Origin of the sequence: Microvirga sesbaniae, assembly GCF_025460805.1 — a bacterium.
Classification (GTDB): Bacteria; Pseudomonadota; Alphaproteobacteria; order Rhizobiales; family Beijerinckiaceae; genus Microvirga; species Microvirga sesbaniae.
In genome coordinates this window covers 1-22,839 of the sequence record NZ_JAMXFJ010000045.1, presented here as the reverse complement: position 1 = coordinate 22,839, position 22,839 = coordinate 1, and the positions used below count along the sequence as shown (strand labels likewise).

General features: G+C 66.9%; 23 protein-coding genes and 2 tRNA genes. 12 read left to right on the top strand and 13 right to left on the bottom strand.

What is annotated here, in order from left to right; translation table 11 throughout:
* The first annotated feature begins 42 nt into the window (after window positions 1-42).
* Window positions 43-336 (top strand): acylphosphatase, encoded by a 294-nt coding sequence (locus OCW50_RS28995; protein WP_262299977.1) that lies wholly within the window; start codon window positions 43-45, stop codon window positions 334-336.
* Here the strand turns inward: OCW50_RS28995 and OCW50_RS28990 are convergent.
* Window positions 333-743, bottom strand: a complete 411-nt coding sequence (locus tag OCW50_RS28990) for a rhodanese-like domain-containing protein (protein ID WP_262272045.1) — start codon at window positions 741-743, stop codon at window positions 333-335. The genes OCW50_RS28995 and OCW50_RS28990 overlap by 4 nt on opposite strands.
* A gap of 70 nt (window positions 744-813) precedes the next feature.
* Here OCW50_RS28990 and OCW50_RS28985 point away from each other — a divergent pair, with 70 nt between their 5' ends.
* Both OCW50_RS28985 and OCW50_RS28980 read left to right on the top strand, forming a co-directional pair.
* Entirely contained in the window at window positions 814-1,506 is a 693-nt protein-coding gene (locus OCW50_RS28985; protein ID WP_262299976.1) for a DUF599 domain-containing protein, read from the top strand.
* Window positions 1,499-1,777, top strand: a complete 279-nt coding sequence (locus tag OCW50_RS28980; protein WP_262272043.1) for a DUF3253 domain-containing protein — start codon at window positions 1,499-1,501, stop codon at window positions 1,775-1,777. The genes OCW50_RS28985 and OCW50_RS28980 overlap by 8 nt, the downstream gene beginning before the upstream one ends.
* On the opposite strand, the gene OCW50_RS28975 is transcribed toward OCW50_RS28980, so the two are convergent.
* From OCW50_RS28975 to OCW50_RS28945, 7 genes are all read right to left on the bottom strand, one after another.
* On the bottom strand, window positions 1,741-2,571 hold the full coding sequence (locus OCW50_RS28975; RefSeq protein ID WP_262299975.1) for a YdcF family protein: 831 nt from the start codon (window positions 2,569-2,571) through the stop codon (window positions 1,741-1,743). The two genes, OCW50_RS28980 and OCW50_RS28975, sit on opposite strands and share 37 nt — an antisense overlap.
* Before the next feature lie 176 nt (window positions 2,572-2,747).
* Window positions 2,748-3,452 carry a ribonuclease activity regulator RraA gene (locus OCW50_RS28970; RefSeq protein ID WP_262299974.1) on the bottom strand — a complete coding sequence of 235 codons (705 nt, stop codon included), beginning with the start codon at window positions 3,450-3,452 and terminating at the stop codon, window positions 2,748-2,750.
* 94 nt (window positions 3,453-3,546) lie between these two features.
* Window positions 3,547-4,200 (bottom strand): glutathione S-transferase family protein, encoded by a 654-nt coding sequence (locus OCW50_RS28965; RefSeq protein WP_262299973.1) that lies wholly within the window; start codon window positions 4,198-4,200, stop codon window positions 3,547-3,549.
* Window positions 4,201-4,323: 123 nt separating this feature from the next.
* Window positions 4,324-5,496 (bottom strand): isovaleryl-CoA dehydrogenase, encoded by a 1,173-nt coding sequence (locus OCW50_RS28960; RefSeq protein WP_262272039.1) that lies wholly within the window; start codon window positions 5,494-5,496, stop codon window positions 4,324-4,326.
* Window positions 5,497-5,712: 216 nt separating this feature from the next.
* Window positions 5,713-6,612: a glycoside hydrolase family 25 protein gene (locus tag OCW50_RS28955; RefSeq protein ID WP_262272038.1), complete on the bottom strand. Its 900-nt coding sequence runs from the start codon at window positions 6,610-6,612 to the stop codon at window positions 5,713-5,715.
* Between the two features lie 90 nt (window positions 6,613-6,702).
* Window positions 6,703-8,127 carry a magnesium transporter gene (gene mgtE / locus OCW50_RS28950; RefSeq protein ID WP_262272037.1) on the bottom strand — a complete coding sequence of 475 codons (1,425 nt, stop codon included), beginning with the start codon at window positions 8,125-8,127 and terminating at the stop codon, window positions 6,703-6,705.
* Between the two features lie 221 nt (window positions 8,128-8,348).
* Window positions 8,349-8,433: transfer RNA gene (locus OCW50_RS28945), tRNA-Leu, on the bottom strand.
* A gap of 315 nt (window positions 8,434-8,748) precedes the next feature.
* Between OCW50_RS28945 and lipB the strand changes: the two genes are divergently transcribed.
* The 6 genes from lipB to OCW50_RS28915 all read left to right on the top strand — a co-directional run bounded on the left by lipB (window position 8,749) and on the right by OCW50_RS28915 (window position 15,475).
* Complete coding sequence (gene lipB / locus OCW50_RS28940; RefSeq protein WP_262299972.1) at window positions 8,749-9,483, top strand: lipoyl(octanoyl) transferase LipB; 735 nt, start codon at window positions 8,749-8,751, stop codon at window positions 9,481-9,483.
* A gap of 89 nt (window positions 9,484-9,572) precedes the next feature.
* Window positions 9,573-9,950 (top strand): hypothetical protein, encoded by a 378-nt coding sequence (locus tag OCW50_RS28935; protein ID WP_262299971.1) that lies wholly within the window; start codon window positions 9,573-9,575, stop codon window positions 9,948-9,950.
* Between the two features lie 113 nt (window positions 9,951-10,063).
* The gene (locus OCW50_RS28930) at window positions 10,064-11,671 is read left to right on the top strand and encodes a carboxyl transferase domain-containing protein (protein WP_262299970.1); all 1,608 of its coding nucleotides are present in this window, start codon (window positions 10,064-10,066) and stop codon (window positions 11,669-11,671) included.
* 56 nt (window positions 11,672-11,727) lie between these two features.
* A complete protein-coding gene (locus OCW50_RS28925) occupies window positions 11,728-12,558 on the top strand; it encodes a protein-L-isoaspartate O-methyltransferase family protein (protein WP_262299969.1) in 831 nt (276 codons plus the stop codon).
* A 357-nt stretch (window positions 12,559-12,915) separates the two neighbouring features.
* Window positions 12,916-14,646 (top strand): dihydroxy-acid dehydratase, encoded by a 1,731-nt coding sequence (gene ilvD / locus OCW50_RS28920; RefSeq protein WP_262299968.1) that lies wholly within the window; start codon window positions 12,916-12,918, stop codon window positions 14,644-14,646.
* Window positions 14,633-15,475 (top strand): tetratricopeptide repeat protein, encoded by an 843-nt coding sequence (locus tag OCW50_RS28915; protein ID WP_262272031.1) that lies wholly within the window; start codon window positions 14,633-14,635, stop codon window positions 15,473-15,475. The genes ilvD and OCW50_RS28915 overlap by 14 nt, the downstream gene beginning before the upstream one ends.
* A 32-nt stretch (window positions 15,476-15,507) precedes the next feature.
* Here OCW50_RS28915 and xth read toward each other — a convergent pair whose 3' ends face one another.
* Window positions 15,508-16,293 (bottom strand): exodeoxyribonuclease III, encoded by a 786-nt coding sequence (xth, locus tag OCW50_RS28910; RefSeq protein WP_262299984.1) that lies wholly within the window; start codon window positions 16,291-16,293, stop codon window positions 15,508-15,510.
* 358 nt (window positions 16,294-16,651) lie between these two features.
* Here xth and OCW50_RS28905 point away from each other — a divergent pair, with 358 nt between their 5' ends.
* Both OCW50_RS28905 and OCW50_RS28900 read left to right on the top strand, forming a co-directional pair.
* A complete protein-coding gene (locus OCW50_RS28905) occupies window positions 16,652-17,215 on the top strand; it encodes a dihydrofolate reductase family protein (RefSeq protein WP_262299967.1) in 564 nt (187 codons plus the stop codon).
* 46 nt (window positions 17,216-17,261) lie between these two features.
* Window positions 17,262-17,780: a hypothetical protein gene (locus tag OCW50_RS28900; RefSeq protein WP_262272029.1), complete on the top strand. Its 519-nt coding sequence runs from the start codon at window positions 17,262-17,264 to the stop codon at window positions 17,778-17,780.
* Between the two features lie 3 nt (window positions 17,781-17,783).
* Here the strand turns inward: OCW50_RS28900 and OCW50_RS28895 are convergent, their stop codons facing one another.
* From OCW50_RS28895 to OCW50_RS28885, 3 genes are all read right to left on the bottom strand, one after another.
* On the bottom strand, window positions 17,784-18,875 hold the full coding sequence (locus tag OCW50_RS28895; protein WP_262299966.1) for an alkene reductase: 1,092 nt from the start codon (window positions 18,873-18,875) through the stop codon (window positions 17,784-17,786).
* A 125-nt stretch (window positions 18,876-19,000) separates the two neighbouring features.
* Complete coding sequence (locus OCW50_RS28890; RefSeq protein WP_262272027.1) at window positions 19,001-19,954, bottom strand: aldo/keto reductase; 954 nt, start codon at window positions 19,952-19,954, stop codon at window positions 19,001-19,003.
* Between the two features lie 104 nt (window positions 19,955-20,058).
* On the bottom strand, window positions 20,059-21,468 hold the full coding sequence (locus OCW50_RS28885) for a hypothetical protein (protein WP_262299965.1): 1,410 nt from the start codon (window positions 21,466-21,468) through the stop codon (window positions 20,059-20,061).
* Window positions 21,469-22,007: 539 nt separating this feature from the next.
* Here OCW50_RS28885 and OCW50_RS28880 point away from each other — a divergent pair.
* Window positions 22,008-22,424, top strand: a complete 417-nt coding sequence (locus tag OCW50_RS28880) for a hypothetical protein (protein ID WP_262299964.1) — start codon at window positions 22,008-22,010, stop codon at window positions 22,422-22,424.
* Window positions 22,425-22,634: 210 nt separating this feature from the next.
* Here the strand turns inward: OCW50_RS28880 and OCW50_RS28875 are convergent.
* Window positions 22,635-22,711, bottom strand: a tRNA-Met gene (locus OCW50_RS28875).
* Window positions 22,712-22,839: the final 128 nt, after the last annotated feature.

Genomic DNA, 22,839 nt, shown 5'->3' with positions numbered 1-22,839 from the left:
GGGTGACGCACGCTCGCCCACCCTGCGGAGCGCTGAGGGACGATGACCGAGAGCCGAACGTCGCATGTTCTGATCCGTGGGCACGTCCAGGGGGTGAGCTTCCGTGCCTGGACGCAACATCAGGCGGAGCTCCACGGGCTCAAGGGCTGGGTGCGCAACCGGCGCGACGGCACGGTCGAGGCCGTGTTCTCAGGGCCGGACGATCTCGTGGAGGTGATGCTGAAGGCCTGCCGCGAGGGGCCGGCGGGCTCGCGCGTGGAAAAGCTCGAGATCCTGGCTCCCGACGACCTCGAGTTCAACGCTTCCGGGCGCTTCGAGATTCGAGGGACGGTTTAACCCCGCGACGGCGCGCCGGTCTCGACGGGGCCGCCGGCCTTCTTCCAGGCCGTGAAGCCGCCCTCCACATGGGCCACCGGCTGCAAACCCATGTCCTGTGCGGCGGCGGCCGAGAGCGCCGAGCGCCAGCCCGCGGCGCAGAAGAACACGAAGGTCTTGTCCTGGGCGAAGACCGGCTTGTGGTAGGGGCTTTCCGGATCGATCCAGAACTCGAGCATGCCGCGAGGGCAATGCACGGCCCCCGGCACGCGGCCCTCCCGTTCGAGCTCCCGCGGGTCGCGCAGGTCCACGAAGACCACGTCCTCGCGGCCGTGCAGAGGCAGGGCCTCGGCGATGGAGAGCGTCCGGATCTTTGCATGGGCTTCGTTGAGCAATGTCTTGTAGCCGCGGGTGATGGTCTGAGGCATGAAGGGTCGATCCCCATTGAGGCTTCCCACAAACTGGGCAAGATGGCGGCGGAGTCAATCGGAGGAACGGGTGCTGGGTTTCACCAATCTCGATTACGGGGCGCTGGCCTTCTTCCTGATTGCCTGGATCGGCTACCACGCCGCGCTCGAGCTCACGCCGGCCGGGCAGAAGAGCCTGAACAAGCTGATGAACCAGTACCGCTATCGCTGGATGGAGCAGATGGTGGTGCGGGAGAACCGGATCGTCGACACCACGATCATGGCGTCCCTGATGAACGGGACGGCGTTCTTCGCCTCGACGTCGCTCATCGCCATCGGGGGCGTTCTGGCCCTGCTGCGCTCGGCCGATTCCGTTCTGCCGCTGTTCGCCGACCTCCCGTTCGGAGAGCCGCCGACAAGGCTGGCCTGGGACGTGAAGGTGATCGGGCTCGCGGTGATCTTCGTCTACGCCTTCTTCAAGTTCGCCTGGTCCTACCGGCTCTTCAACTACATGGCGATCATCGTCGGGGCGGTGCCCGTCCTGAAGGAGAGCAGCCGTGACGAGGCCCTGGCCGTCGCCCGTCAGGCGGCTGCGATGAACGCGGTGGCCGGCAAGCATTTCAACCGCGGACAGCGCGCCTTCTTCTTCTCGCTCGCCTATCTCGGCTGGTTCGTGAGCGCCCATCTCTTCATTGGGGCGACGGCCGGCGTCCTGCTCGTCATGTGGCGGCGCCAGTTCCTGTCCGATGCCCATGACGCAGCTTTGAGGTCCACAGATGTCTAAGCACGCAAATCCCGAGGAACTCGAGGCCGCCCTCCTGACGCTTCTCGAGGAGCGGGGCCCCGGACGGACGATCGGTCCCGCCGACGTGGCTCAGGCCATCGGGGGAAACCAGCCGGACGGATGGGGGCCCCTGATGCAGCCCGTCCGGAAGGTGGCGGTGCGCCTGATGAAGGAAGGCCGCATCGTCATTCTGCGCAAAGGGCGGCCCGTCGATCCGGACGATTTTCGCGGAACCTATCGGCTGGCGCTGCCGACCGGTCCGGAATCCTGAGCCCCGGGGAAAAGGCGCGATGTGCGCCCGGTCGCGTAATAGCCGATCAGCCCGGCCCATTCCTTGGTGCCCAGATCGAGCCGCCGCAGGCCTTCCGAGATGAAGCCGAAGGGGCGGTGATTGTTGCCTCCGCCCCCGGTGCGGAAATCGACCGGATAGGGGGTGATCGGGAAGTCGCTTTTTTCGAACACGCCGACGGCCCGCGGCATATGCCAGGCAGACGTCACAAGCAGCCAGCGCTCGCCCTCATGCGGCTTCGCCAGATCACGCGAGAAGAGCGCGTTCTCCGAGGTCGTGCGGGATCGATCCTCCACCAGGATGCGGGTCTCGTCGATGCCGATGCTCTTCAGATACGCCGCGATGATGGGAGCCTCGGCCGCGCCGTCGCCGAAGACCGTGCCGCCGCCGCCGGAGATCAGGATTCGGGCGTTCGGGTAGCGGTGCGCGAGTTGGATCGTGTCGAGGACGCGCTCCGCCGATTCGTTCGACACGATCATCCCGCGGGAGGCCGAATCCGCCGCCTCGACGGATCCGCCGAGCAGGATGATTCCCTCCACGGGCCTGCCATCGTCCCGGAAGGCCGGAAACCGCTCCTCGAGCGGCAGCAGGATGTAGTTGGCGATGGGCAGAAGCCCCAGGGCGATGGTCGTCAGGGTGAAGACGAGGCTCAGGCCGATGCCGAAGGAGCGCAGCCGCTGGAAGAGGGCCAGGACCAGCCCGAGCAGGACGAGGCTGATCAGGAGATTGGACGGCGTGGCGAAGAACCACGCGACTTTCGAGACGTAGTAGAACACCCGCTGTCCTCAGGTTCGATGCCTCGCCGGACGTTCGCTCCCCACGTCATCACCGGCCTTGTGCCGGTGATCCCGATGGCTTGGGGCGCGGCGCTTCACGCCATCGGGATGGCCGGGACAAGCCCGGCCATGACAGGAGAGAAGCGCTTGCATGCGCACCTTGAAGACCACAAGCCTCAAGCCTTGTTCAGCTCGGCCTCGTAGCGCGCCTTGGTCTCGGCGTTCGGCGGATACAGGCCGGGGAGGGGAACGCCCTTCTCGACCTCGCGCATGACCCAGAGCTCATAATGCTCCTGAGCGACGGCCGCCTTGGCCACCTCGTCCACCATGGCGGCCGGGATCACCACGACGCCGTCCCGGTCGGCGACGATCACGTCGTCCGGGAAAATGGCGACGCCGCCGCACCCGATCGGCTCCTGCCAGCCCACGAAGGTCAGGCCGGCCACGGAGGGGGGTGCCGCGACGCCCGAGCACCAGACCGGGAGATTCGTGCCCTCGACACCGACCGCGTCGCGCACCACGCCGTCCGTGATGAGGGCGGCGACGCCGCGCTTCTTCATCCGGGCGGTCAGGATGTCGCCGAAGATGCCCGCATCGGTGACGCCCATGGAATCGACCACCGCGATGCAACCCTCCGGCATGTCCTCGATGGCAGCCCGGGTGGAGCGCGGGGAGGCCCAGGATTCCGGCGTCGCCAGATCCTCGCGGGCCGGCACGAATCGCAGGGTGAAGGCGCGACCGACCATTTTCTCCGTGGCGTTGAAGGCCGGCATGGGCCCCTTCATCCAGCAGCGGCGGACGCCCTTCTTCAGCAGCACGGTGGTGATCGTGGCCGTGGAGGCGGCGCGCAGGGCATCGGCGATGGTCTTGTCGAGGGTCATGGCTGTTTCCTGACGTTGAGATAGGCTTTCATAGCGGGCCATGGCCCGGCACGCTACCGCGGCGGAGCACCGCCAAGCGCAACTCCGTCGTGCGTCAGTCGCGGTCCGGCGCCCCAAGCGGGAAGTACCCGCGATAGGGCCGTGCCTCGTCCACCGCACGGGCGAAGGATGGGCGGGCCAGCAGTCTTCTCCGATAGTCCCGGACGTGCGGGAAGGCCTCCCCGACGGGATGCGCCCAGTCGGCATAGAAGAGCGAGGGGGCCGCGGCGCAATCGGCCAGGCTGAACGTCTGCCCCGCCGCCCATTCGCGACCGGCGAGCGTCCGGTCGAGCCAGCTATAGGCCCGGTCGAGCATCGCCCGCGCCTCCTTCACGCCGTAAGAATCGCGATCCGGCTCCGGACGGATGCGGTCGAGGACGATCTTCTGCATGGGCGTTGCGACGTAATTGTCGAAGAAGCGATCCAGAAGCCGCAAGTCGAGAGCCTCCCGCGGGTCGTCCGGGATCAGCCGCACGGGTCCGGGCCGATGGAGGCAAAGATGCTCGATGATGATCGTGGCTTCCATGACGGTCCGGCTATCGTCCACGAGCACGGGGAACCGCTTGATCGGCCAGAGTGCCTCCAGCTCCGTGCCGTTCCTGGCATCCTCGAGCGTCCGGTACGCGAACGGAGTGCCGTTCTCGTAGAGCGCGATCAGGACCTTCTGACAGTAGGACGAGAAGGGATGGGCATACAGCGTCGGGGTCATCGGGGCCTCTCGGCTCTGCAAGAACTCCTCACTGTACCCGGTTCGGCCCGAATGAAAATCACCGCCGCGGCGGCATGCCGGGGCGCTTGCGAACAGTCCCGGCATGCCCTCCTGCGGGTGGTCTCACGCGGTCTTGGCGAACAATTCGCGGCCGATCAGCATGCGCCGGATCTCGCTGGTGCCGGCGCCGATCTCGTAGAGCTTCGCGTCGCGCAGCAGGCGGCCGGTCGGATAATCGTTGATGTAGCCGTTGCCGCCGAGGAGCTGGATCGCGTCGAGGGCCATTTTGGTGGCGTTCTCGGCCGCGTAGAGGATGGCGCCGGCGGCATCCTCGCGGGTGGTCTCGCCCCGGTCGCAGGCCTTCGCCACCGCATAGACGTAGGCCTTGGCGGCGTTCATGGTCACGTACATGTCGGCGACCTTGCCCTGGACGAGCTGGAACTCGCCGATGGCCTGACCGAACTGCTTGCGCTCGTGGATGTAGGGCAGCACCACGTCCATGCAGGCCTGCATGATGCCCGTGGAGCCGGCCGCCAGAACGGCGCGCTCGTAGTCGAGGCCCGACATCAGCACGTTGACGCCCCGGCCGACCTCGCCGAGCACGTTCTCCTCGGGCACCTCGCAATCCTCGAACACCAGCTCGCAGGTGTCCGAGCCGCGCATGCCGAGCTTGTCGAGCTTCTGGTGGGTGGAGAAGCCCTTGAAACCCTTCTCGATCAGGAAGGCCGTCATGCCGCGCGGGCCTGCCGCCGGGTCCGTCTTGGCGTAGACCACCAGGGTGTCGGCCGTGGGGCCGTTGGTGATCCACATCTTGTTGCCGTTGAGCACGTAGCGGTCGCCGCGCTTCTCGGCCCGGGTGCGCATGGAGACCACGTCGGAGCCCGAGCCGGGCTCGGACATGGCGAGCGCCCCGAGATGCTCGCCGGAGATCAGCTTCGGCAGGTAGCGCCGCTTCTGCTCTTCGTTGCCGTTGCGGCGGATCTGGTTCACGCAGAGGTTCGAATGCGCCCCGTATGACAGCCCGACCGACGCGGACGCCCGGGAGATCTCCTCCATGGCGATCACGTGCTCGAGATAGCCGAGCCCGGCCCCGCCGTATTCCTCCTCGACCGTGATCCCGTGCAGGCCGAGCTCGCCCATCTGAGGCCACAGATCGCGCGGGAACTGGTTCGACCGGTCGATCTCCTCCGCCCGCGGGGCGATCCTCTCCTGGGCGAAGTCGCGCACGGTCTCGCGGATGGCATCGGCGGTCTCGCCGAGATCGAAATTGAAGCCCTTGGCGGCGTTCGGCAGCATGATGTCCTCCCTGTTCCAATCGTCGACTCGCAAGAGTACGCGATGGATCGCTTTTCTCGCCGGCCATTTTGGTCAGCAATGCTGCCCTTATCAAGGCCGGTCCGGCGGGAAAAGTGAGGCGGCGCTGTCTTTGGGACCGACGACCAGCCTGAGCCGATCAAGAAAAGGCCCCCTCACGCGGGGCGAGGAAGCCTCGATGGCGATCGAGACGGTCGGTTACTCCCCGATGCTCGCCGTCTGCACCGCGTCCATGTCGCGGCAGACGCCCATGGGTCTCAGACGGCTGTGATCGCGGGGGTCGCAGGCGCTCTGAACGAACATGCGCCACTGGTTTTCCGTACCGTAGAAGGTGTTGCGGTCCACGTCCCCCTTGACGCCGGGCACCCGGCCCGTGGTCGTGAACTGCCAGAAGGTCCAGCGGCGGTTGTTGTAGCGCACCTGGGGCTCGGCCGCCGTGCTGCGGATCCAGTAGGGGTAGTCGTTGTACTCGCCCTCCAGGATCTCCTTGTGGAAGGTGATGTCGGTGTAGATGATCGGCCGCTTGCCGGTATGGGCTTCCATTTCGCGCAGCATCACGTCGATCATGGCCAGCGCCTGCTCGCGCGGAACCTTCTTGGGGCAGTTCACCGATTGCCCGTTCCACTCCACGTCCAGGACCGGCGGCAGGGCGTCCGGGTCCTGCGGCACGTTGCGCTTGAACCAGGCCGCCTGCTCGTGGGCCGGGCGGCACCAGTAGACGAAGTGGTAGGCGCCGCGCGGGACGCCGGCCTTCTTGGCCTCCCACCAGTTCTCCTGGAACTTGCTGTCGATGTGGTCGCCGCCCTCGGTCGCCTTGATGAAGGCGAACTGCGTGCCGGCCTGGCGCAGGGCCGCCCAGTCCACGTCGCCCTGCCACTTGGAGATGTCGACCCCGTGGATCGGAAGCCGGTGAGCGGTCGCGACTCCCTCGTGCGGGCGGGCGTCGCCCTTGGTCGGGTAGCGGCTCGACGAGGGCATGATCGCGCAGGAGGCGAGCGAAAGAGCGACGGCGGCGAGCGCGCTGAACCGAGCAGCCCGGACGAATGTCGTCAGGCCGGAACTCTTGAAGCGGCTGGGGGAGCGGCGGCGAGTCTTCATCGGTTCAACTGTATTGTACGCAACACGGGATCGCACCAGAGATGCCCGAAGAGCGTTAACAGGCCCTTACGAGCGCGGCGCGAAGCGGGACTACAGGTGAAACCAGGCCGTTGCGATGCCCAGGAAGGCGAAGAAGCCGACGATGTCCGTGATGCTGGTGACGAACGGGCCTGACGATACGGCAGGATCGACCCCGAGCCGGTTGAGCGTGAGCGGCACGAAGATCCCGCCGAGCGCCGCGAAGATCAGGACCGTGATGAGGGCGAGGCCGATCACGATGCCGAGCTGGGGCGACTGGAACCAGAGCCCCGCCACGACTCCCAGGATGAGGGCGAAGACCAGCCCGTTGAGCAGGCCCACCGTCGCCTCGCGGCGGATGATGCGCCAGGCATTCGCCCGCCCGAGTTCGCGGGTGGCAAGCGCCCGGACGGCCACCGTCATGGTCTGGGTGCCGGCATTGCCGCCCATGGAGGCCACGATGGGCATCAGGATGGCGAGCGCCACCATCCGCTCGAGCGAGCCCTCGAACAGCCTGATCACGCTCGCGGCCAGGAAGGCCGTGCACATGTTGGCGAAGAGCCACGGGAACCGGCTCCGCTGGATATAGAAGACCGTATCCGAGAGTTCCTCGTCCGATTTCACGCCGCCGAGCTGCTTGATGTCGGCGTCGGCCTCTTCCTCGAGCACGTCGACGATGTCGTCGACCAGGATCACGCCGACGAGCCGGCCGGCCTCGTCCACCACGGCGGCGGACACCAGGTTGTAGCGCTCGAACAGGCGCGCCACCTCCTCCTGGTGCTCGGTGGCCTCCACCCGGTCGGGCTCGGCGTTCATGATGTCCTGGATCGTGACCGGGCGCTTGGAGCGCAGGAGCCGGTCGAGGGGCACCGATCCGAGCAGGTGCGCGGCCGGGTCGATGACGAAGATCTCGTAGAAGGTCTCCGGCAGGTCCTCGGTCTCGCGCATGAAGTCGATGGTCTGCCCCACCGTCCAGAAGGGCGGCACGGCGATGAACTCGGTCTGCATGCGCCGTCCGGCGCTGTCTTCCGGATAGTCGAGGGAACGCTGCAGCGCGACGCGCTCGATGGCCGGCAGCTGATCGAGAACCTCGGCCTTTTCCTCCTCGGGCAGGCTCTCCAGGATGGTGATGGCATCGTCGGAATCGAGCTCGCGCACGCCCTCCGCGACGGTCGCGGTCTCGAGTTCCTCCAGGATCTCCTCGCGGACCGCCTCGTCGACCTCGGTCAATGCGGCGAAGTCGAAGGACGTGCCGAGAAGCTCGATGAGGCGAGGGCGCTGGTCCGGCTCGAGGGCTTCGAGAAGATCGCCCAGTTCGGATTCGTGGAAGTCCTCGACGAGCTTCTGCAGGCGCTCGACCTCCGACGCCTCGATGGCGTCGGCGGCGGCGGCCAGAAATTCCGGATTGAGCTCGCCTTCCTCATCCCTGAAGGACGGGGATTCGGGTTCAGGCCCATCGGGCTTCGGAAGCGGCGTCTTGTCTTCGACTTCCAGCATCAGCCGTCCTCTGAAGGTGGGTTGCCGCCTTTTAGGTGCGCGGGCGAGCCCACGCAATGCGCCTAAAAGACTTTCTCGAAGAATTGCTTGCGGGTGATCCCGTCGGCTTGTCTCAGGAGCGTATGACGGTGGTTCGACCGTCCGGGGCGCCGGGCCCCGCGGCCAACAAAAAAGGCCCCGGAAGGGGCCTTTTTCGTCTTCGGCACCGAAGTGCCGAAAGTTGGTGCGGTCAAGAGGACTCGAACCTCCACGGGTCTCCCCGCTACCACCTCAAGGTAGTGCGTCTACCAATTCCGCCATGACCGCGAACTCGGTTTCAGGAGTGGTTTTCCTGAAGAGGTGGCCGCTCTAGCAGATCGATCGGAACGCCGCAACCCCTTCCGTGGAGCTTGCGGCGATTGATCAATGCGAATGCCTCGCCTGCGAAGGGCGCTCTTCGAAGGGTGGAGCATCGGATCCGATCCCAAACCTGGGTCCACTTTTGGGTCCGATGCTCTAGGCGATAAGCGTCTGTCACGACTATATAGGCGCGAGTGTCACGAGGGACGCGGGACCGACGCGCGTTCCTTCAAGGGACCGGAGCGATCCTGCTCCGCGGCCCACTGGATTTTGGGTGAATCGGTGTCGAACCTGCGAGACAGCCTGACCGTTCAGTTCCACGCCGAAAGCGGCTCCGCTCCCGTGGAGTGGCTGATCACGGACGGCCCCGTCGGCTATGAGGAGGCCGTCGCCTTCATGGAGGCCCGCGCCGAGGCCATCGCGGCAGGCGAGGCCCGGGAACTGGTGTGGCTCGTGGAGCACCCGGCGCTCTATACGGCCGGGACCTCGGCCAAGGCGGCCGACCTCGTAGATCCGGATCGCTTCCCGGTGCATCAGACGGGCCGGGGAGGGCAATACACCTATCACGGGCCCGGACAGCGGGTCGCCTATGTGATGCTCGATCTCAAGCGCCGGGCGCCGGACCTGCGCCGCTACGTGACGGCCCTGGAAGCCTGGCTGATCGCCACGCTCGACGCCTTCAACATCCGCGGCGAGCGGCGGGAGGACCGGGTCGGCGTGTGGGTGCGGCGGCCGGACAAGGGCGAGACCGTCGAAGACAAGATCGCCGCCATCGGCATCCGTGTCCGCCGCTGGGCCACGTTCCACGGCATCAGCCTCAACGTGGAGCCGGACCTGTCGCATTTTTCCGGCATCGTTCCCTGCGGCGTGACCGAGCACGGGGTGACGAGCCTCGTCGACCTGGGCATTCCCGTCACCATGCCCGAGGTCGACGCGGTACTGCGCCGGACCTTCGAGGAGATCTTCGGGCCGACCGAGCGGGTCGAGACACCGTTGCTCTCGCGCCACGGCGTCTAGGATTTTCACGCAGGATACGGCAAGGCTTCTCCCCAAGGCCGCTTCATGCTCTAAGCTGGGGCAAACGGCTGATCATTGGCGGAACTTCCATGCAACGTGTCCTTCTCGCTTCCCTTGTCGCTCTGGCCGCCTCGGCCTGTGCCGTCAGGCCCGAACCCACGGAGCTCGTCAAGATCGTCGATTCGCCGGCCGACATACGGGTCTGCACCCGTCTCGGCGAGGTGAGCCCCGTCACGCCGACCGGTCCGGGAACCCACCGGCCGGTCAATATCGGCTTCGGCGTCACCCTCGGCCGGTCGACCTTCGGCTACGCGACCGAGGACATGCTCCAGGCGACCGTCGCGCTCGGCGGCACGCATCTCTACCTCCAGCAGGTCTCCCACGACTGGTCGCTCGTGCGCGGCATCGCGTACCGCTGCGGTCCCGGCGTCGTGCGCCAGGAGACGGTCATTCGTGCGAAAGGCTGACGCGGCGGCCCGCTGAAGCCAGTTGCGCGGACCTCCCTGTTATAGGTACTGACGTTTTCGCCCCAGCGCGCCGCCGCTGACGGGCCGAAAAACAAGACCGAGGGAGACCCGCCGTGCCCGTCATCGCCACTTCCGCCGACCTGACCTCGGACGCCGCGTGGGCGAACCGTGACGCCTGGGCAGAGCTCGCCCGGGACCTCCAGGCCAAGCGGCAGGCAGTGGCGGAAGGCGGCCCGGCCAGGGCCCGGGAGCGGCATCTGGCCCGCGGCAAGCTCCTGCCCCGCGAGCGGGTGATGCGCCTGCTCGACCCGGGCGCCCCGTTCCTGGAACTCGGCTCGCTGGCCGCTCACGGCATGTACGAGGACGCGATCCATGGGGCCGGCATCATTACCGGCATCGGGCGCGTGGAGGGCCGCGAGGTCATGATCGTCTGCAACGATTCGACGATCAAGGGCGGCACCTACTACCCGATGACGGTGAAGAAGCATCTGCGGGCCCAGGAAGTGGCGCGCGAGAACCGTCTGCCCTGCCTCTATCTCGTCGATTCCGGCGGCGCGAACCTGCCGCATCAGACGGAGGTGTTCCCGGACCGGGAGCATTTCGGCCGCATCTTCTACAACCAGGCGACCCTGTCTTCGCTCGGCATTCCGCAGATCGCCTGCGTCATGGGCTCATGCACGGCCGGCGGCGCCTATGTGCCGGCCATGTCGGACGAGACGATCATCGTGCGCCGGCAGGGCACGATCTTCCTCGGCGGGCCGCCCCTCGTGAAGGCGGCGACCGGCGAGGTCGTGTCGGCCGAGGATCTCGGCGGCGCGGACGTTCATGCCCGTCTCTCCGGCGTCGCGGATCATTACGCCACCGACGACGTGCATGCGCTCGCCATCGCGCGCCGCATCGTCGGAACGCTCAACACCCGCAAGAGCATCGATATCGACATCGTCGAGCCGGTGGAGCCCAAGTATTCCATCGACGATCTCGACGCGATCGTGCCCACCGACCTCAAGAAGCAGTACGACATCCGTGAGGTCATCGCGCGCCTCGTCGACGGCTCCGAGTTCGACGAGTTCAAGCGGCTCTACGGCACGACGCTCGTCACGGGGTTCGCGCGGATCTGGGGCATGCCCGTCGGGATCATCGCCAACAACGGCATCCTGTTCTCGGAGAGCGCCCAGAAGGGTGCGCACTTCATCGAGCTCTGCTGCCAGCGGCGGATCCCGCTGCTCTTCCTGCAGAACATCTCCGGCTTCATGGTCGGGCGCCAGTACGAGGCGGGCGGCATCGCCAAGGACGGGGCGAAGCTCGTCACGGCGGTGGCCTGCGCCCAGGTGCCCAAGGTCACCCTTCTGGTCGGCGGCTCGTTCGGAGCCGGCAATTACGGCATGTGCGGCCGCGCCTATTCCCCGCGCTTCCTGTTCACCTGGCCGAATTCGCGCATCTCGGTGATGGGCGGCGAGCAGGCGGCGAGCGTGCTGGCGACCGTGCGGCGCGACAACTTCGACGCCGAGGGCAAGGCCTGGAGCGCGGACGAGGAGGAGGCCTTCAAGGCCCCGATCCGCGACAAGTACGAGAAGGAGGGCTCGCCCTACTACGCGACGGCGCGCCTCTGGGACGACGGCATCATCCTGCCCTCGGAGACCCGCCGGGTGCTCGCCCTGGCCTTCTCGGCCGCCCTGAACGCGCCCGTCCCAGAGACGAAGTTCGGCGTCTTCAGGATGTAGCGGATCAGGGCCTTCGAGCCGTGGAACCGGAGCGGCCCGAAACGGATTTTCCGGGCATGCCCCAGCAAGAGTCCGACAGGTATCGCAGGGCTTATGCCGCGCAGGTCGCCCGGCTGGCGGATGTCCGGGATGCGCGCATCGAGGCGGCCTTCGCGGCCGTGCCGCGGGAAAGCTTTCTGCCGCCGCCGCCGTGGACCACGATCACCATGGGCGTCGCCACCCTGACGTCCGAGCTCGCCGAGATCTACGACAACGTCCTCGTGGCGATCGATCTCGAACGGGGCATCAACAACGGCGAGCCCGCTCTCCACGCCGCCTGGCTCGATGCGGTCGGCCCGCGACCGGGCGAGACCGTGATCCATGTGGGCGCCGGCACGGGCTATTACACGGCCATCCTGGCGCAGCTCGTTTCACCGGATGGGCATGTCGACGCCTTCGAGTACGAGACGGACCTCGCCGCCCAGGCGGAGCGGAACCTGGGCGCCTGCTCGAACGTGACCGTTCACGCGGCCTCCGCCTTCGGCCGGGTCCTGCCGAAAGCGGACGTCATCTACGTCAATGCCGGCGTGATCGCGCCCGATGTGGAGTGGCTCAGGGCGCTGAACCCGGGCGGACGCCTGATCTTTCCCTGGCAGCCGCAAAAGGGCTGGGGACCGGCCGTGCTGGTGACGCGGCACGAGAAGGGATTGTCGGCTCGGGCGCTCATGACGGTGGGGTTCATCTCCTGCAGCGGCACGACGGAGCGGATCTCGGTCCGCCGGCTGCCGACCGAGGCCGACGTGGCGGCCGTCCGGTCCGTCTGGATCAGGAGCGATCGCTCGCCCGATTCGAACGCCGTCGCGGTGTATGACGACGTCTGGTTCTCGGCTGAAAAAATCGACCGCTGAGGGACGCGGGTCGCGCGCGAGAACGGGCCCCGGTAGGGCGGAAGCCGCGCCTGACAAGCGGAATTCTGTCCCAAAATTGTTGCGGCCGAGCAACACCCTCAAACCTTCAACATCTTGCCTCTGTTGGCCCAAGCTCCGCCGCGATGCCGCCATAAACCAAGCGCTACACCAGAAGCAGGTTAAAGTGCTTCAAAACCAAAGCTTTACGGTACGATACCTGGGGCAGATCCTGGATTAAGACTGTTAGCTGATCCTTCGGAAGGATCGTTGCATCGGTGGCGTGGCACGTGGCAGATCACGGGAGTTCCAAAGGCTTGGATCTCCGTCGTGAGAACCGGGTGGAAGAGAGTGCGGACCATGGATGCGCGGGTGATCGACAAGTCGAAGCTTCCGAGCCGTCACGTGACGGTGGGGCCCGCTCGCGCGCCGCATCGCTCCTATCTCTATGCCATGGGGCTGACCAAGGAGCAGATCGCCCAGCCGCTCGTCGGCGTCGCGACCTGCTGGAACGAGGCCGCTCCCTGCAACATCTCCCTCATGCGCCAGGCCCAGGCCGTGAAGAAGGGGGTGGCGGCCGCCAACGGCACGCCGCGCGAGTTCTGCACCATCACGGTGACGGACGGCATCGCCATGGGCCACCAGGGCATGAAGGCGTCGCTCCCGTCCCGCGAGGTGATCGCGGATTCGGTCGAGCTGACCATGCGCGGCCATTCGTACGACGCGCTGGTCGGCATGGCGGGCTGCGACAAATCCCTGCCGGGCATGATGATGGCGATGGTGCGCCTCAACGTGCCGTCGATCTTCATCTATGGCGGGTCGATCCTTCCCGGCTCCTTCCGCGGCCGTCAGGTGACCGTGCAGGACCTCTTCGAGGCGGTGGGCAAGTACTCGGTCGGCGAGATGTCGGACGAGGATCTCACCGAGCTCGAGCAGGTGGCGTGCCCGTCGGCCGGCGCCTGCGGGGCCCAGTTCACCGCCAACACCATGGCGACCGTGTCCGAGGCCATGGGCCTCGCCCTGCCGTATTCGGCCGGTGCTCCGGCGCCCTACGAGATCCGTGACCGGTTCTGCGCCGCGGCCGGCGAGCAGATCATGGATCTGATCGCGAAAAACATCCGTCCGCGCGATATCGTGACCCGCAAGTCCCTGGAGAACGCCGCCACCGTCGTGGCGGCTTCGGGCGGCTCCACCAACGCGGCCCTGCACCTTCCTGCCATCGCCCATGAGGCCGGCATCAAGTTCGACCTGTTCGACGTCGCCGAGATCTTCAAGCGCACGCCCTACATCGCGGATCTGAAGCCCGGCGGACGCTACGTCGCCAAGGACCTGTTCGAGGTCGGGGGCATCCCGCTGCTCATGAAGACGTTGCTCGATCACGGCTTCATGCACGGCGACTGCATGACCGTGACCGGCCGCACCATGGCCGAGAACCTGGCGTCGGTGAAATGGAACGACGATCAGGACGTGGTCTATCCGGCGAACACGCCGATCACGCCGACGGGCGGCGTCGTAGGGCTCAAGGGCAACCTCGCTCCCGAAGGCGCCATCGTGAAGGTGGCCGGCATGGCGACCGACAAGCAGGTGTTCCGCGGCCCGGCCCGCTGCTTCGACGGCGAGGAGGCCTGCTTCGAGGCCGTGTCGACGCGCCGATACGAGGAGGGCGAGGTCCTGGTGATCCGCTACGAGGGCCCCCGCGGCGGTCCCGGCATGCGCGAGATGCTGTCGACCACGGCGGCGCTCTACGGCCAGGGCATGGGCGACAAGGTCGCCCTCATCACGGACGGGCGCTTCTCCGGCGCGACCCGCGGCTTCTGCATCGGCCATGTGGGTCCGGAAGCGGCGATCGGCGGCCCGATCGGCCTGATCCGGGACGGCGACATCATCGCCATCGACGCCATCAAGGGCACCATCGACGTGGAGCTCTCCGACGAGGAACTGGCCCGGCGCCTTTCCGAATGGAAGCCGCGCGAGACGAGCGCCACCTCGGGTTATCTCTGGAAATATGCGCAAACAGTGGGTCCTGCGCGGGATGGGGCGGTCACCCATCCGGGCGGAGCCGCAGAAAAAGAAACCTATGCGGACGTCTAAACTCATCGCAGCCACCTTGTGGGTGGCCACTCTCGGGGCCGGCGGGGCTTATGCCCTCGATGCTGCGCCGCGTCCGCAACCGCTCACGCCTGCCTTGTCCCCGGCGCTCGCTCCGGCGACCAAGTACGGCTCGGTCCGTGACGCGCTGCGCAGCGGCATGCGCGACTACAATGCCGGTGACAAGATCGGGGCCGTGCATGCGCTCGAATATGCCGCCGGCCAGGGCCATTCGCTGGCGCTGTGGAAGCTCGGCCGGATGTATGCCGACGGCGACGGCGTCGAGCATGACGACCTGAAGGCGTTCGAGTACTTCTCCCGGCTCGCCGATCAGCATGCGGACGAGAGCCCCGATTCGCCGAACGCCGCGGTGGTCTCCAGCGCCTTCGTGGCGCTGGGCACGTATTTCCTGGATGGCATCAAGGACACCTACGTGATGTCCAATCCGGAACGCGCCGTCGAGATGTTCAGCTACGCGGCGTCCTATTTCAGCGATTCCAATGCGCAGTACAATCTCGCCCGGCTCTATCTGGAGGGAACCGGCGTCCGGAAGGATGCCCGCCATGCGGCCCGGTGGTTCAACCTGGCGGCCGAGAAGGGGCATACCGCCTCCCAGGCGCTCCTGGGCCATCTGCTGATGACCGGACAGGGCGTGCCACGCCAGCGGGCCAAGGGCCTCATGTGGCTCACGCTGGCGCGCGAAGCCTCCACGGATTCGGCCAAGGACCAGTGGATCGTCTCGCTCTACGACGATGCCTTCGCGGCGGCCGACGAGAGCGACCGCAAGCTGGCGCTGGCGCTGCTGGAGCAGTACATCCAGTCGCGCCGATAGGTGACCGGCGATGTCGCATCGCCGGTCATCCGCTAATCGATATCCAGGTCGACCATCACCGGCACGTGATCGGAGGGCTTGTCCCAGCCGCGCACTTCCTTGCGGATCGACGCGGTCCTGAGCCTGTCCTGCGCCTGGGCCGAGAGCAGCAGGTGGTCGATGCGGATGCCGTTGTTGCGCTGGAAGGCGCCGGCCTGATAGTCCCAGAACGAATAGAGCCCCGGCTGCTCGTTGCAGGCGCGCACCGCGTCCAGGAAGCCGAGATTGAGAAGCTCCCGGAACTTCGCCCGGCTCTCCGGCTGGAACAGGGCGTCGTTGGTCCAGGCGGCCGGGTCGAGGGCGTCCTTGGGCTCCGGGATGACATTGTAGTCGCCGCACAGGACCAGGGGCTCCTCCAGGGCGAGAAGGGCCTTCGCATGGGCGCGCAGCCTGTCCATCCAGGCGAGCTTGTAGTCGAATTTCGGCGTGCCGACGGGATTGCCGTTCGGCAGGTAGATGGACGCCACACGCACGGCGCCGGTCGCGGTGGAGACGACGCCTTCCAGGTAGCGCGCCTGCTCGTCGCTCTCGTCCCCGGGCAGGCCGCGGCGGACATCCTCGAGCGGTCGCTTGGACAGGATCGCGACCCCGTTATAGGCCTTCTGGCCGTGGGTGACGACGTTGTAGCCCAGCGCCTCGACCTCCGCTCGGGGGAAGGCCTCGTCGACGCATTTCAGCTCCTGGAGGCAGACCACGTCCGGATCGGCGCTCTTCACGAATGTGGCGAGGTGGTCCAGCCGCTGCTTGATGGAGTTCACATTCCAGGTGGCAATCCGCATCGCGTCACTCTCGCCCGTCCGTTCTCTATGCTTCATCGGATGTTCGTCCGCGGCTGGCAAGCTTGAACTCGTCGCCATCCCCACGGTTGAAACCCATGCCGGAATCCTGGTTCAGACCCATCGACAGCTCTTGCGAACGCGATCGCCTGCCTCTCCCTCGGCGCCCGGGCGCCGGGCAGGGCGCTCCTTGCCGCCGCCTGCCTGTTCGTCCTATCCCTCTCCGTCCGGTCGGTCGATGACGCGATCTGCGCGACAATTCCTGCCGGCACCCATTTTCTGTGGCATGGGCTCAACGCAATCGTGCTCTTCGTTCTCATGAGGGCCGCCATCGTTCATTCAGCTCGGAAAAGCACCACCGATGTCCAAGATTGAAATCCACGGTTATGCCATCGTGTCCGACAACGACTGCATCGCGGATGCGTCCGGTCGCACGCCAGACGTGCTCCGCAACGAGGCCGACTGGGCCTATTTTCAGGCCGAGCTCAACGGGTCGGCCCTGACGGTGCTCGGTCGCCTCGGGCATGAGGCCAATCCCAACCCAAGGGCCCGCCTGCGGATGGTCCTGTCCTCCTCCTCGAGCGGATTGGAGCGGCGTCCGGACGGCTGGTGGTGGCATCCCGGGAGGCTTCCCTGGGATCAGGTCATCGGCACGGTCCTGCCGGAGGGCGGACGCGTCGCGGTCCCGGGAGGGCGGCAGGTCTTCGATCTCTTTCTCGGGATCGGGTACGACGCTTTCCATCTGACGCGGGCGGAGGGAACGCTCGTTCCCGACGGGGTGCCGGTCTTCTCGGGCTGCGGCAAGGTCAGGAACGCGGAAGCGATCCTATCGGCCCATGGGTTGATTCCGGGCCCCCGACAGGTCCTCGATCCGACAGGTCCGGTGAGCCTGACAATTTGGCGGAACGGTCGCCGAGACTCGTGAGTTTGCTTGGAGTTGACGTGCAACAGCGATCCGAAGGGAGGAGCCGATGCGTCACCTCACAGTTTCGACGGCATTGCTTGCAGGCTGCCTGATTGCCGGAGCGGCCTGGGCACAGGGGTCCTCGGGCGGCTCCAGCGGCGGCGCAGCAGGCGGGGCCGGCGGCGGATCGTCCTCCTCGGCATCCCCGTCCGGCGGCTCGTCCGCGTCTCCCAGCACCGCCACGCAGCCGGGCGGGTCGACCCTGCGCCCGCCTGCCCAGGGCATGCGGGGGAGCGCCGATCCGGGCAACCGGGGGAGCCGCGTCGGCGGCACCACCGGGAACACCGGAACGGGCAGTCGGGAGACCACCACGGGCCAGATCCCGCCGCCCGGCACGGAAGGCAGCACGGGCGGGACGGCTGCCGGATCAGGCGGTTCCCAGTCCAATCCCGCCACGACGGGAACGGTGTCCGGGAACCGGGCTCAGCCGGGCGAGCGCTCCTCCGTCACTCCCAGCACCCGCGAGGAGAAGCTCCTCGAAGAGGCCGACAAGAGGGTCCGGCGCGGGATCTGCCAGGGCTGCTGACGCTCAGGCGGCCTTCTCGAGACCCGGATAGTCCGTGTAGCCCTCGGTTCCGCCACCGTAGAAGGTGGCGCGGTCCGGCTCGTTGAGAGGCGCGTTGAGGCGGAAACGCTCGACGAGATCAGGATTGGCGATGAACAGGCGTCCGAACGCCACCAGGTCGGCGCGTCCGCTGGCGACCGCGTCAGCCGCCATGTCGCGATCATAGCCGTTATTGGCGATGTAGGCGCCGCGGAAGGAGCGGCGCAGACCCTCATAGTCGACCCTGACGGCGTTCCGGTCGCCCTGGGTGGCGCCTTCGATCATGTGGATATAGGCGAGCCCGAGGCCGTCGAGCTTTTCCACCACGTGGCTGAACAGCGCCTGCGGGTCGGAATCCTCCGCATCGTTGACCTTGGCCGGCGACAGGCGGATGCCGACCCGACCCTTGTCCCAGACCTTGAGCACGGCCTCGGCCGCCTCGATGGTCAGGCGAGCCCGGTTCTCGATGGAGCCGCCATAGGCATCCGTACGGTGGTTCGAGCCGTCCTTCATGAACTGGTCGAGCAGGTAGCCGTTCGCCGCATGGATCTCGACCCCGTCGAAGCCCGCCTCCTTGGCGTTGCGGGCGGCCTTCTCGTAGTCGCGCAGGATGACCGGGATCTCCGAGAGCTCGAGAGCGCGGGGCTCGGACACGTCGGCGAAGCCTGCCTCGAGGAAGGTCTTGGTCTGGGCGCGGAGAGCCGAGGGACCCACGGGGGCGGCGCCCTGCGGCTGGATGGACGTGTGAGAGACGCGTCCCACGTGCCAGAGCTGGATGAAGATCCGGCCGCCGGCTTTGTGGACGGCATCCGTCACCTTGCGCCAATGCGCGACCTGCTCGGGCGAGTAGATGCCGGGCGTCCGCAGGTAGCCCTGTCCCTGGTGGGAGATCTGAGAGCCCTCGGAGATCAGGAGGCCCGCGCTCGCCCGCTGGGCGTAATAGGTCGCCGTGATGTCCCGCGCCACGTCTCCCTCCGCGGCCCGGTTCCGGGTCAGGGGCGCCATCACCAGCCGGTTCGGCAGGGTCAGGTCGCCCAAGGTGAAGGGCTGGAACAAAGCATCGGCATCGGCACTCATGGGAAAACCTCGTCTGATCCTGTGAAATCCAACAAAGCACAGGTCGCTACGAGATAATCGGCCCTCCGTCTGATGCAACGGAGGGCTGCCATGCAAAAATTCGATGTCTCCGGGAGCGGAGGCTCTCAGGCAGGAGAGCTGGCCCGGTCGAGCTGCGCGATGTCCTCCTGATCGAGGCGCACGCTCGTCGCCTGCACGAGATCGCGGACCTGCTCCACACTGGTGGCGCTGGCGATCGGCGCGGTGAGGCCGGGACGCGCCATGAGCCAAGCCAGGGCGATCTGGGCGGGCGTCGCGCCTCTTCGGGCGGAAACCTCGTCGAGCGCCGCCAGGATGCGCCGGCCGCGATCGTCCAGATAGGCGGCCATCCGGCCACCGCGCACGCTCTTGCCGAAATCGGCCTCCGACCGGTACTTGCCGGTCAGGAACCCGCTGGCGAGCCCGTAATAGGGGATGACGCCGATCTCTTCCCGGCGGCAGAGCGGTTCCAGGTCGGCCTCGTACTCGGCGCGGTCAGACAGGTTGTACTTGTTCTGGAGGCTCTCGTAGCGCGGCAGACCGCGCTCGGCGCTGATGGCCAGGGCTTCCGTCAACCGCTCGGCCGTGAAGTTCGACGCGCCGATGGCCCGCACCTTTCCCTCCCGGATCAGCTCCGCGTAGGTCTCGAGCGTCTCCTGCTGCGGGGTCTCGAGATCGTCGCGGTGGGACTGGTAGAGATCGATGTAATCGGTCTGGAGGCGGCCAAGGGAGTCTTCCACCGCCGAGCGGATGTAGCTCCTCGACAATCCCTTCCGGTCCGGCCCCATCTCCGAGCCCACCTTGGTGGCGATGATGAGCCTGTCGCGATTGCCGCGGGCCTTCATCCACTTGCCGATGATCGTCTCCGATTCTCCGCCCGTGTGGCCGGGCACCCAGGTGGAATAGACGTCGGCCGTGTCGATGAAGTTGAGGCCGGCATCGGCATAGGCGTCGAGCACCTTGAACGAGGTCTCCTCGTCCGCCGTCCATCCGAACACATTGCCGCCGAGGCACAGGGGGGAAACCATCAAGTCCGAGCGGCCGAGCCGACGCTTTTCCATAGTCATCTCCATGATCCGCTGCCGATGTGGGGCGGATCCGGAGGTTGGCAAGGTGGCCGATCGCGATCGCGGCGTCCGGTTGCAGGCGCCGGACGCCGTTTCGCTCAGGCCGCAGCGCTCAGCGTGATCCCGCGGGCCTCCGCGAACGCGAAGAGCGCGGATTCGCTGTCGATGCGGTGACGCTGATCGATGGTCCAGCCGGTCTCGTCCCGGACCACGATGTAGCCCCGGGCCTGAAGACGGGAGACCACGGCCTGGAGGCCGCTCGACTCGGATTTCGTCACGCCGCGCTCCGCAATGAAACGCTCGATGGCAGCCTGCGCGGCCTGAGCGAGATCGATCGCATCCGCACGGTTCGCCGGCTTCGCCTTCGCCTTGGCCTGCGCAAGGGCGCGCGCGGGATCCCGGCGGACGGATTTCCAGCCGCCGCGGCCGGAGGTCTGCGCATTCGCGGCTTCCGGCTCCGGCAGACGCGCGGATGCGGGAGCCTCCGTGACGAAGATCTTGGGCGCGGCCGCAGCGGCGGCCTGGACGACGGGACGGGCAGGGGCGGCCTGTGAGACGCCGCGCACGGCCGGCAGGACCGGAGGCCTCTTCTCGGCCTCCTTCGGCTTCGGAGCCGGCCTGGGCGCCGCGACGGCGGGCTTGGGAGCGGCAGCCCGGGCCTTCTCGCGCCGCTCCTGGTCCTCTCGGGCCCGGCGAACCATCTCGGCGGCCTTCTCGGCCTCCGCCCGCCTGGCCTCGATCTCGGCCTTGCGGGCTTCCATGGCCCGACGTTTCGCCTCCTCTTCGGATTTCCGGGCTTCCGCGTCACGGCGGGCCGCAGCCTCGGCGGCGCGCTTCACGCGGACCAGGAGACGCTGGTCGATGCGCGTCTTCTCGGCGATCACCGCCCGCGCGGCCCGGATCATCCCGGCCTCGGATTCGGCGACCCAGCTTTTGAGGCGCTCGGCCATCGAGGCCTCGAGGGCGGCGAGCGCACGGGAAAGGGCCGTTTCGACGTCGACCGGCTGCGGCTCCTGACGATGTGCGGGCTCGACCGGGGAGGCCCGACGCTCCCCGCGGTCAACGACCGCGCCGCGCTCTGCTGCCGGTGGCCGGGGTGGCTTCGGCGCAGCCGGCTTCGGCATCGCGGGTTTCGACGCCTGAGCCTGAAGGGTCCTGGGGCGAGACGTTCCCGCGGCCGTGATCTTGGCCAGCTTGGAGAGGTCGCGCACCCCGATCAGTCCGAGATCCTGCATTTTCCACCGGATCTGGGTCACGGTTCGTCCGAGCTCGGTCGCGATCCGCTTGTCCGTCATCGGCGGATCGGCCGAAACGAGTTCGCGCAAGCGCGCCACGCTGGCCTCGTCCCAGGCCTGATGGGGTTGAACAAGGGTCCCGATCAGCCGGGCTCTGGCATAGGTGGCCGGGACGGGCCGTCCCAGCTTCGCGGCCGTGACGGGGACCGGGACCTTGGCTTCCCTGTCCCGGCGCAGAATTTCGAGCTCTTCGTCAGTCCAGACCCTGTTCATTGCAGGGCTTCTCCTTTTCTCAGCGAGGCTGGGATCCGGCGAACCTGCATCGCGAGGGGAGGAGCGATTGCGACAGGACAAGGAATTCGCCGGATCGTGCCGGCGACGGATGACCGTTAGGCCGGCATCGAGTGGAAAGGCACCTGAGGAACGGTGCCGGTTCTGGTGGGGCTCGCCGCCGGTGGGCGTGACGCAAGCCCCGGATCGGGTCGCGGCTCGTGATCGCGCATGGCGCAGCAACTCCTCGCGAAGCGAAGGCTTCGGGACGAGGACCATTGCGGTCGCTTGAAGGCCAGCGGCTGGGTCATGACAACGAATTCACACCAGGTAAGCCGGGAGATGTAGTCGGCTTCGGATCAAATCTCAATCCTGGATATGTCCGTCGGGGAAAGTTTCCGCGCAAAGCCGCAGACCATTGTGCATCAACGGTTTCAGAGGCATTTTCCGGGAACCCGTAAGGATTGGTTAACCATGACGGCGCATTCTCGCTGGGGTGAGTCCCGTGGGGATTTCACGCATGCCTCACAGGGGGAAGGCACATGGCCGATAGCAGCGTCGCGCAAACGATCAACGAGAGAATCGAGGCCGTCAAGAAGGTGGTGAACCTGATCGCGCAGGCGGGCAGGGGAGACGATCTGCATGATCTGCGCGTGCTTCTCATCAACACCATGAGCCTGCTCAAGCGTGACCCTGGCCTCGAGGCTGCGGTGGACGATCTCTATGCGTCCGCCGAGGCGCTGGTGAAGGACGCGTCCGCCGGCACGCCGCCGAACACGCGCTCGCTGCGCCTCCTGCTGTCCGCCCTGGATCGCTTCTGCGCCCGCCTCTCCACCGCAGTGGACCGGATTGCCCCCGAGCCCGAGATGCGCCTGAAAGGTTTGGAGGCCGCCTACGCGGTTCAGCTCGAGCGCTTCTCCATGAACGCCGATCTCGATCCGGTCGGGCAGGTCGCCTGACGGCTCGAAGGCCGCCTTTCACGTCCCACCTCGACGAACTCTTCGATCCGGCCCTCCATGCATCAGCATCGAGGGCTTTGTCATGCGCGGAGACATGCGCGGAGATCGGTTCGGGCGTGGCGGGTCGCAAGGTTGGATTTGCCGTGTCCGACATGTGCGCTGAACGGCAAAAGCCCTCGGAGCGGATTGCTCGCGAGGGCTTTTGAGTTTTGGTTGCGGGGACAGGATTTGAACCTGTGACCTTCAGGTTATGAGCCTGACGAGCTACCGGGCTGCTCCACCCCGCGGCAATGTCGGGCCTTCGAAGCGGGCTTCGAAGGCGAAGGGGAGACACACACAAACCGCGGCGCTCGGAAAGAGACACCGCGGTGTGATTGTCAGATCGTCAAAGAGGCGGTTGTCCTTGGCAGGCCCG

Bases quoted from the DNA above. Each gene is read 5' to 3' on its own strand.
- OCW50_RS28925 (WP_262299969.1), top strand. From the start codon at position 11,728: ATGCCCCAGCAAGAGTCCGACAGGTATCGCAGGGCTTATGCCGCGCAG.
- xth (WP_262299984.1), bottom strand. From the start codon at position 16,293: ATGCGGATTGCCACCTGGAATGTGAACTCCATCAAGCAGCGGCTGGAC.
- OCW50_RS28970 (WP_262299974.1), bottom strand. From the start codon at position 3,452: ATGACCCTCGACAAGACCATCGCCGATGCCCTGCGCGCCGCCTCCACG.
- mgtE (WP_262272037.1), bottom strand. From the start codon at position 8,127: ATGCTGGAAGTCGAAGACAAGACGCCGCTTCCGAAGCCCGATGGGCCT.
- OCW50_RS28960 (WP_262272039.1), bottom strand. From the start codon at position 5,496: ATGCTGCCGAACGCCGCCAAGGGCTTCAATTTCGATCTCGGCGAGACC.
- OCW50_RS28880 (WP_262299964.1), top strand. From the start codon at position 22,008: ATGGCCGATAGCAGCGTCGCGCAAACGATCAACGAGAGAATCGAGGCC.
- OCW50_RS28900 (WP_262272029.1), top strand. From the start codon at position 17,262: ATGCGTCACCTCACAGTTTCGACGGCATTGCTTGCAGGCTGCCTGATT.
- ilvD (WP_262299968.1), top strand. From the start codon at position 12,916: ATGGATGCGCGGGTGATCGACAAGTCGAAGCTTCCGAGCCGTCACGTG.
- OCW50_RS28995 (WP_262299977.1), top strand. From the start codon at position 43: ATGACCGAGAGCCGAACGTCGCATGTTCTGATCCGTGGGCACGTCCAG.
- OCW50_RS28890 (WP_262272027.1), bottom strand. From the start codon at position 19,954: ATGGAAAAGCGTCGGCTCGGCCGCTCGGACTTGATGGTTTCCCCCCTG.
- OCW50_RS28895 (WP_262299966.1), bottom strand. From the start codon at position 18,875: ATGAGTGCCGATGCCGATGCTTTGTTCCAGCCCTTCACCTTGGGCGAC.
- OCW50_RS28885 (WP_262299965.1), bottom strand. From the start codon at position 21,468: ATGAACAGGGTCTGGACTGACGAAGAGCTCGAAATTCTGCGCCGGGAC.
- OCW50_RS28980 (WP_262272043.1), top strand. From the start codon at position 1,499: ATGTCTAAGCACGCAAATCCCGAGGAACTCGAGGCCGCCCTCCTGACG.
- OCW50_RS28935 (WP_262299971.1), top strand. From the start codon at position 9,573: ATGCAACGTGTCCTTCTCGCTTCCCTTGTCGCTCTGGCCGCCTCGGCC.
- OCW50_RS28955 (WP_262272038.1), bottom strand. From the start codon at position 6,612: ATGAAGACTCGCCGCCGCTCCCCCAGCCGCTTCAAGAGTTCCGGCCTG.
- OCW50_RS28965 (WP_262299973.1), bottom strand. From the start codon at position 4,200: ATGACCCCGACGCTGTATGCCCATCCCTTCTCGTCCTACTGTCAGAAG.
- OCW50_RS28905 (WP_262299967.1), top strand. From the start codon at position 16,652: ATGTCCAAGATTGAAATCCACGGTTATGCCATCGTGTCCGACAACGAC.
- OCW50_RS28915 (WP_262272031.1), top strand. From the start codon at position 14,633: ATGCGGACGTCTAAACTCATCGCAGCCACCTTGTGGGTGGCCACTCTC.
- OCW50_RS28990 (WP_262272045.1), bottom strand. From the start codon at position 743: ATGCCTCAGACCATCACCCGCGGCTACAAGACATTGCTCAACGAAGCC.